The following is a 6,825-nucleotide window of genomic DNA, read 5'->3' as shown; positions in this document are numbered from 1 at the left end:
TGCTCATGAGCGTGAACAGGACATGGGTGCTGGGATGCTTCTTTATGATAACCGGATACTTCACGCCCGGCTCGTACGACCGCAAAGGTACCGTAAGATTCATAGAAGACCGGATTATCCGGATCGGCATACCGCTTGCGATCTTTGCACTCCTGATACGACCTTCGATCGTATACATGATGAACAGGGAGACCCTCGCCGTACAATACTCCTTCTGGGAGAACATATACCTTCTGAAGAACGTTGCGCCGGGACCTGCGTGGTTCTTAGAGGTGCTCCTGGTCTTTTCGATCATGTATTCCCTGTGGCGCCGGTTGCGAAAACCTTCTGATGCATCGAAAAACAAGGGCATGTCGTTTCCCGGGGACAGGGTTATTATCGTTTCCATCCTTGTCCTCGCCGCAGCGACCTTTGTGATCCGCATCTATTTTCCCACAGAAAGGGAGATCTTTCATCTGCGGATCGGCAACTACACGGGATATGTAGCGTTCTTTGCCGCAGGGGTCGTGGCGTACCGCAATAACTGGCTCCAGGGCATAACAGAACCCATAGGCAAAAGGTGGTCGATGATCACGGCGGCAGCGGTCCTCGCATACTGTATCATTGTTATCGTTGCATGGTCGTCGCATATGAGCCTTTCTTTTCTCAGAGGAGGTCTCTCCCTGAGGACGCTTCTGGCAACGTACGTGGAAACGGTTATTGCTGTCGGGAGCATGATAAGCCTCTCCTATATCTTCAGGAAGTTCTTCAATGGGCAGCCGGGGGTCGTGAAAGGGATGGCTCAGGATGCATACGCGGTCTTTATCTTTCATGCGCCCATTATCGTCGCCTACACCTATCTCACCAGAGACATCCTCAGCGGCAACCCCTTCCTGAAGTTCATAACGGCGTTCATTGCCGGCAGCGCGCTCTGCTTTCTCGTATGCCATTACGTCATAAGAAAGCTGCCCTTTGCGAAAAGGATACTCTAAGGGATGGATACGGCAAATACAGAGATTGTAACCGATAGGTCGGCACAGCGCTGGATAACGATCAGCATTGCCTTTGCCGCCTTTATGTCCAAGCTCGACGGTTCCATCGTGAATATCTCCCTGCCTGCTATTTCCCAGTATTTCAATGTAGGAACGAGCGACGTCTCCTGGGTGATGCTGGGCTACCTCCTGATCCAGACCAATACAATGCTCATTACGGGCAAGCTCGGCGACGTCATCGGACTCAAGAAAACATTTCTTATCGGTTATAGTGTGTTTACCGCAGGTTCTCTCCTGTGCGGGCTTTCGCCCGGCATCAATATGCTCATCATCTCCCGCTGTCTCCAGGGCATTGGCGGGGCGATGATCATGACCAGCGCCTTCGCCGCCATACCGAAATATCTGCCCGATACGATCATCGGCTCAGCCTTCGGTATCGCCGCTACCGGCGCCGCACTCGGCCTGATAGTCGGCGCCCCTCTCGGGGGATTCATAACCGGTCTGTTTTCCTGGCACTGGATATTCCTCATCAATATTCCCATCGGGATCGTTGCGGTCCTTGTCGCGCAGAAGGTGATACCTGAGAAAAAGGCGACAGCAGGTGATGTCCGCACCAAGGGAAAGGGTTTCGATATAGCAGGCGCAGGCTTAAGCTTTTTCGGACTCCTTGCCCTTACCTATGGATTGAACAGGGGTCAGGAGCTTGGGTGGGGATCTGCCTTTATTGTGGGGCTTTTTATTGCGTCATGCCTGCTGCTCGCTGCCTTCTATTGGTGGGAAAAACGGTCTTCAAACCCCCTGATGGACCTGGAATTATTCAGGAACCATAATTTTATGTATGCAAATGTCGCGGCTTTCGCGGCCTTCATGGTGTTATCGGGCGTCAATTTTCTCACACCCTTTTATTTTGAGTTCGCAAAAGGTCTCAACAGTCAGCAGGTAGGGATGATCTTTTTATGTTTCTCTGCTGTGTATGTTGTCATAGGGCCTGTTGCCGGGAAGATCTCCGATAAGATCAGGCCAAGTTATCTCTGTGCCGCTGCAATGATATCGGGGAGCCTTTGCATGTTCACATTCGCCGTTACCTCGGAATACCAGGGGCTCATATTCGGCATTATCTTCCTCATATGGTTTGCCCTTTCGTACGGGATGTTCATCTCTCCAAACAACAACCAGGCAATGAGACATGCACCGTCCCGGGAACAGGGCGTTGCATCCGGCGTATTCACCACCATGACAAGTCTTGGCCTTGTATTCGGGGTAAGCGTGTTCGAAACTATCTTTTCAGAAGCACTCCCCGACAATATCTCCCTCGAGGTCATTGCGCAGACCCGGCCCCACATGATGCTTGCAGGTTTCCGGCATGCCTTTATCGCGGCAGGCATTGTGACCTTTGCCGCCTTTTTGTTCTCCCTGTTTATCAGGGAAAAAAGGCAGGCCGTCTTGTAACCCCGGGAAACAATACATAATAAATTTTCTTGACAAAGTTCACTAATAGCATAAAATTGTTCACAATGAGAACAGCGGAAAAAAGGGCAAAAGAGATATGCACCGCGATAGGACAGCGCGTAAGGTCCATACGAAAGGAAAAACGGCTTACACTCGATGATCTTGCCGCGAGAACAGGATTCGCCAAGAGCTATCTCAGCCAGATCGAAACACTCAAGAGGGAGCCGCCTATCAGCACCCTGACTAAAATTGCTTTTGTGCTTGGCGTCGATGTCTTGTTCCTAATAAGCGGCGAGGCAAGCCGGGGCGAAAAACAATCCATTACAATCATGAAGGCCTCAAAAAGAAGGGTCATTCCAAGGCCGTCGGGAAGTCCGGCCTATACGTATCAGCCGGTTAACGATAAAAAGATGGATCGTCTCATGGACGGTTATGTGGTAACCATCGGGCCTGACTTTCCCCTGGAGCCATTAGTCCACGAGGGGCAGGAGTTGTGCTACGTGCTTGAGGGCACACAAGAGTTCTTATATAACGGGGAAAGCCATACCTTCAAAAAGGGCGACAGCTACTGTTTCGAATCAAGCAAACCACATTATACCAGGGCCGTAGGAAATAAGCCGGCAAAAGTATTGGTGGTTTTTGTATCAAAGCGATAAGGGCCAGGTTGTCCTGAGCCCTCGTGTCCAAAGAAGGAGGACGACAAAATGAGAAAGACAACACATTTCAAGAAGCTCATACTGGACGAGAAGATACTCGTACTGCCGGGTGTGTATGATGCCCTCTCGGCAAAGATAGCCGAGCAGACGGGGTTCAAGGCGGTCACGCTGGGAGGATATCCCGCATCGGGCTCTCTCCTGGCGAAACCCGATGTATCGCTTCTTACGCTTTCGGAGATGGTGGATCACGTGCGGTACATAGTGGATGCTGTCGATATTCCTGTCTTTGTCGATGGTGATACGGGACACGGCAACGTAACCAACGTGGCCAGAACTGTAAAGCTCTTCGAAAACGCCGGCGTAGCGGGCCTCTTTCTTGAAGATCAGGTGTTCCCCAAACGTTGCGGCCACATGGAAGGAAAACAGGTGATCATAACCGAGGAGATGGTCTCCAAGCTAAAGGCTGCTGTTGATGCGCGCAAGGACGATGACCTGGTGATAATGGCCCGTACAGATGCCCTGGCGGTTCACGGTATCGATGAAGCTATCGAAAGGGGAAACAGGTATAAAGAGGCAGGCGCCGACCTCATATTCATCGAGGCGCCGGAATCAGTGGAAGCCATGAGGCGCGTCTGCAGAGAGGTAAAGGCCCCGATGTTAGCAAACATGGTAGAGGGCGGCAAGACGCCGATCCTCACTGCAAAGGAACTTCAGGATATAGGGTACAGTGTAGCCACCTTCCCGCTCTCAACGATCTATGCTGCTGCCTATGGGGTAAAAACAGTGTTGGAGGAACTCGCTGCCACCGGCACTACCGCAGGGTGTATCAACAAGATGGTTGCTTTCAGCGATTTCAATGCTCTTGTGGGTCTCGCAAAGGTGAGAGAAACAGAGGCGTTCTACTGCGCCGACCTTTTTGAGATCCTGCAAAAGACAAATAAATAGGAAAAGGAGAGAGACATGAAGACAACGAAGATGCTTTTGGTTGTAATCGTATCAATGCTGCTGGCGCTGCCTGCCGGCGCAGCTACATACAAGATGCGGCTCACCCACCAGTTGCCTGAGACCCATCATATTGCCGTTGACATCAAGTACTTTAAGGGCCTGGTAGAGCAGAAGACAGGGGGCAAGGTCGAAGTGGAGATCTACCCCGCAGCGCAGGCCTTCAAGCCTAAAGAGGTCATCAATGCCGTGGCTACCGGCGCAATCGAGGCTGGAGTGACCACAAACTTCGAGTGGGCCGGCGTCCTTCCGGTAATGGACGTCTTTCTTGTGCCTTTCCTCATTACCGACCTGCCCGTGATCGAAAAGGCGCTAAACGGCGAAGTAGGGGCGATACTCTTCAAAAAAATGGAAACGAAAGGCGTGGTGCCTCTCATGTGGGTATTGCAGTGCCGTACCAACGTATACACCTCCAACAATGCTCCACTGATTCAGCCGAAGGATTTTAAAGGAAAGAAGATGCGGGGGACATCGAAGATCATGAACCTCGGTTCGGAAGCCCTGGGCGCATCAACAATGCCCATCAGCGGCCCCGAGGTCTATACGGCCCTGCAGAGGGGCACCATCGATGCAGGGCTCACAGGCATTGATGCAGCGCTTGCACGCCACTTTTACGAGGTCCAGAAGTACGGGACCGTGTCGAACAACTTCACCGTTGCACACTGCGTCTTCGTCAACCCGAAATTCTGGAACTCCCTTCCTGCCGATCTGCGCAAGATCATCAAGGATGCCGGGCTGGCAACTCAAAAGAAGAGCATAGAAGACAGCGAACAGGCAAAAGATATTGCCGTGAAAGAGCTGAGGAACAAGAAGATGATTATCCACATTCAGACGGCAGAGGAAGCAAAGGTGTGGAAAGAGGTCATGCAGAAACCCGTGCTGAATTACTTCCTCGAAAAGACCGGCAAGGACGGCAAAGAACTCGTGGACCTCATCACAAAAATCGGAAAATAACGGAGGTATGGCATGGTGCGGCTCCTGGAGAGGGTTATCGACAGGGTCACCGGCTTTGCGGCGGTTATCGGGGGCGTGTTTACCGGCATCATGACGTTGATAGTCGGCTACGCAGTAATAGCCCGGTACATTTTCAACCGTCCCATAGGATGGTCCGAAGAGATATCGGTCTATCTCATGGTCTGGGCGGTATTTCTTGGCGCCGCATACACATTGAAAGAGGATGCACATATAGGGGTCGACATCCTGATCTCCAAGGCACCGGCGCGGATAAGGCGGGCCCTGCTGCTTTTCCACTACCTTGTGGGGATACTCTTCATGTCGATCCTTTTTTACCACGGGATCGACATGGTTGCGCTTACGCTTAAGATGGGCAGCCGCTCCCTCGCCATCGATTTTCCTCTCGTTCTGTCGCACCTGGCTGTGCCTGTGGGGTCGGGCATCCTGATCCTCCAACTTATCAACAAGCTTATATCGCTGGCGGCGGGGAGGCACTGATGGAGATAATAATCATTTTCGCAATACTCCTTGTGATCCTCGCCACGGGGCTTCCTGTTTTCATATCGCTGGCCTCCCTCGCCACAGGAATCCTCCTTTTAACCGGGCAGAGTCTCTCCACTCTTCCCTCGACCATGTATGCCGCCATGGACAACTTCGTGCTGCTGGCGGTGCCGCTTTTCATGCTCATGGCCCATATCATGACAAAAGGGGGAGTCGGGGACGATCTTTTCGATTTCGTCCATGTCTGGCTGAAGCACCTGCCGGGAGGGATAGCGATGACCGCCGTGGTCACCTGCTCCATATTCGCAGCTATCTGCGGCTCCAGTGCGGCCACGGCCGTGACCATAGGGATTGCGGCCATTCCTGCCATGCTGCGCTACAAATACGAAAAACCCTTCGTGCTTGGCCTTGTAGCCGCCGGGGGAACGCTGGGGATACTGATCCCACCCAGCGGGCCGATGATCATCTACGGCGCCATTACCGATACATCGGTAGGAAAGCTTTTCATAGCGGGAATTGTTCCGGGTGTCCTCATATCGTTACTTTTTCTCATCTACTGTTGGTTCTACGCATCACGCACACCGGGCCTGGAGGGAGATATCCCGTCATCATGGCTGGAACGCTGGAAGGCATTCAAGCGTGCATCCCTCTCACTCATAATGCCTCCGGTGATCATCGGGGGCATCTATCTCGGGATATTTACGCCTACAGAAGCGGCAGGTATCGGGGCCCTCATGGCCTTTATCATCTGCTTCCTGGTTTACCGGCGGCTTGGCATCAAAGATATCCCGGCCATCATGAAGGATACGGTGAAGACGACGGCCATGATATTCATGATCATCGGCGCCGCGGTCTTCTTCGGCCAGGTGCTCACCATCAACCAGATACCCCAGAAGATAGTCCATCTTGCCGTAGAAATGGAACTGGGCAAATGGACGTTCCTTATCCTGGTCAATTTCCTGCTCCTCTTTCTCGGATGTTTTCTCGAGGTGGTCTCCATCATCCTTATAGTAGTGCCCATATTCTTCCCCGTCATTGAAAAGCTGGGGATCGACCCCGTCTGGTTCGGGATCATCTTTACGATAAACATGGAGCTTGCGCTTATCACGCCGCCCGTGGGAATGAACCTTTACGTGATCATGGGGATCTCTGACGGCAAGCTGAAAGAGATCGTAAAGGGCGTATGGCCATTCATACTGATGCTTGTGGCGGGGTTGATCCTGGTGATGCTGGTACCTGACCTGAGCTTGTGGCTTACCCGCTTCGTAGGCTGACGTGCAACTCTCCCCCAT

The 6,825-nt window shown here is 52.4% G+C and carries 7 protein-coding genes; all 7 read left to right on the top strand.

Annotation, left to right across the window (positions count from 1 at the left end; all coding sequences use genetic code 11):
* Positions 1-971, top strand: a 971-nt coding sequence (locus PHU49_02800) for an acyltransferase family protein (protein MDD5242925.1), incomplete at its 5' end; no start/stop codon positions are given.
* 3 nt (positions 972-974) lie between these two features.
* Complete coding sequence (locus PHU49_02795) at positions 975-2,420, top strand: MFS transporter (protein MDD5242924.1); 1,446 nt, start codon at positions 975-977, stop codon at positions 2,418-2,420.
* A gap of 65 nt (positions 2,421-2,485) precedes the next feature.
* Positions 2,486-3,076, top strand: a complete 591-nt coding sequence (locus PHU49_02790) for an XRE family transcriptional regulator (GenBank protein ID MDD5242923.1) — start codon at positions 2,486-2,488, stop codon at positions 3,074-3,076.
* A 48-nt stretch (positions 3,077-3,124) separates the two neighbouring features.
* Positions 3,125-4,021, top strand: a complete 897-nt coding sequence (locus tag PHU49_02785) for an oxaloacetate decarboxylase (GenBank protein MDD5242922.1) — start codon at positions 3,125-3,127, stop codon at positions 4,019-4,021.
* 15 nt (positions 4,022-4,036) lie between these two features.
* Entirely contained in the window at positions 4,037-5,032 is a 996-nt protein-coding gene (gene dctP / locus PHU49_02780; GenBank protein MDD5242921.1) for a TRAP transporter substrate-binding protein DctP, read from the top strand.
* 12 nt (positions 5,033-5,044) lie between these two features.
* Complete coding sequence (locus tag PHU49_02775; GenBank protein ID MDD5242920.1) at positions 5,045-5,530, top strand: TRAP transporter small permease; 486 nt, start codon at positions 5,045-5,047, stop codon at positions 5,528-5,530.
* The gene (locus PHU49_02770; protein ID MDD5242919.1) at positions 5,530-6,807 is read left to right on the top strand and encodes a TRAP transporter large permease; all 1,278 of its coding nucleotides are present in this window, start codon (positions 5,530-5,532) and stop codon (positions 6,805-6,807) included. The genes PHU49_02775 and PHU49_02770 overlap by 1 nt, the downstream gene beginning before the upstream one ends.
* Positions 6,808-6,825 lie beyond the last annotated feature (18 nt).

The sequence above is a fragment of the Syntrophorhabdaceae bacterium genome (assembly GCA_028713955.1).
Taxonomy (GTDB): Bacteria; Desulfobacterota; Syntrophorhabdia; order Syntrophorhabdales; family Syntrophorhabdaceae; genus UBA5609.
Note: the sequence above shows the minus strand (reverse complement) of the source record. Positions and strands in the feature narration are given on the sequence as shown.

What these genes read in the sequence shown, in the direction of transcription:
- PHU49_02790 (MDD5242923.1), top strand. Translation starts at nt 2,486, where the DNA reads ATGAGAACAGCGGAAAAAAGGGCAAAAGAGATATGCACCGCGATAGGA.
- PHU49_02795 (MDD5242924.1), top strand. Translation starts at nt 975, where the DNA reads ATGGATACGGCAAATACAGAGATTGTAACCGATAGGTCGGCACAGCGC.
- PHU49_02775 (MDD5242920.1), top strand. Translation starts at nt 5,045, where the DNA reads ATGGTGCGGCTCCTGGAGAGGGTTATCGACAGGGTCACCGGCTTTGCG.
- dctP (MDD5242921.1), top strand. Translation starts at nt 4,037, where the DNA reads ATGAAGACAACGAAGATGCTTTTGGTTGTAATCGTATCAATGCTGCTG.
- PHU49_02785 (MDD5242922.1), top strand. Translation starts at nt 3,125, where the DNA reads ATGAGAAAGACAACACATTTCAAGAAGCTCATACTGGACGAGAAGATA.
- PHU49_02770 (MDD5242919.1), top strand. Translation starts at nt 5,530, where the DNA reads ATGGAGATAATAATCATTTTCGCAATACTCCTTGTGATCCTCGCCACG.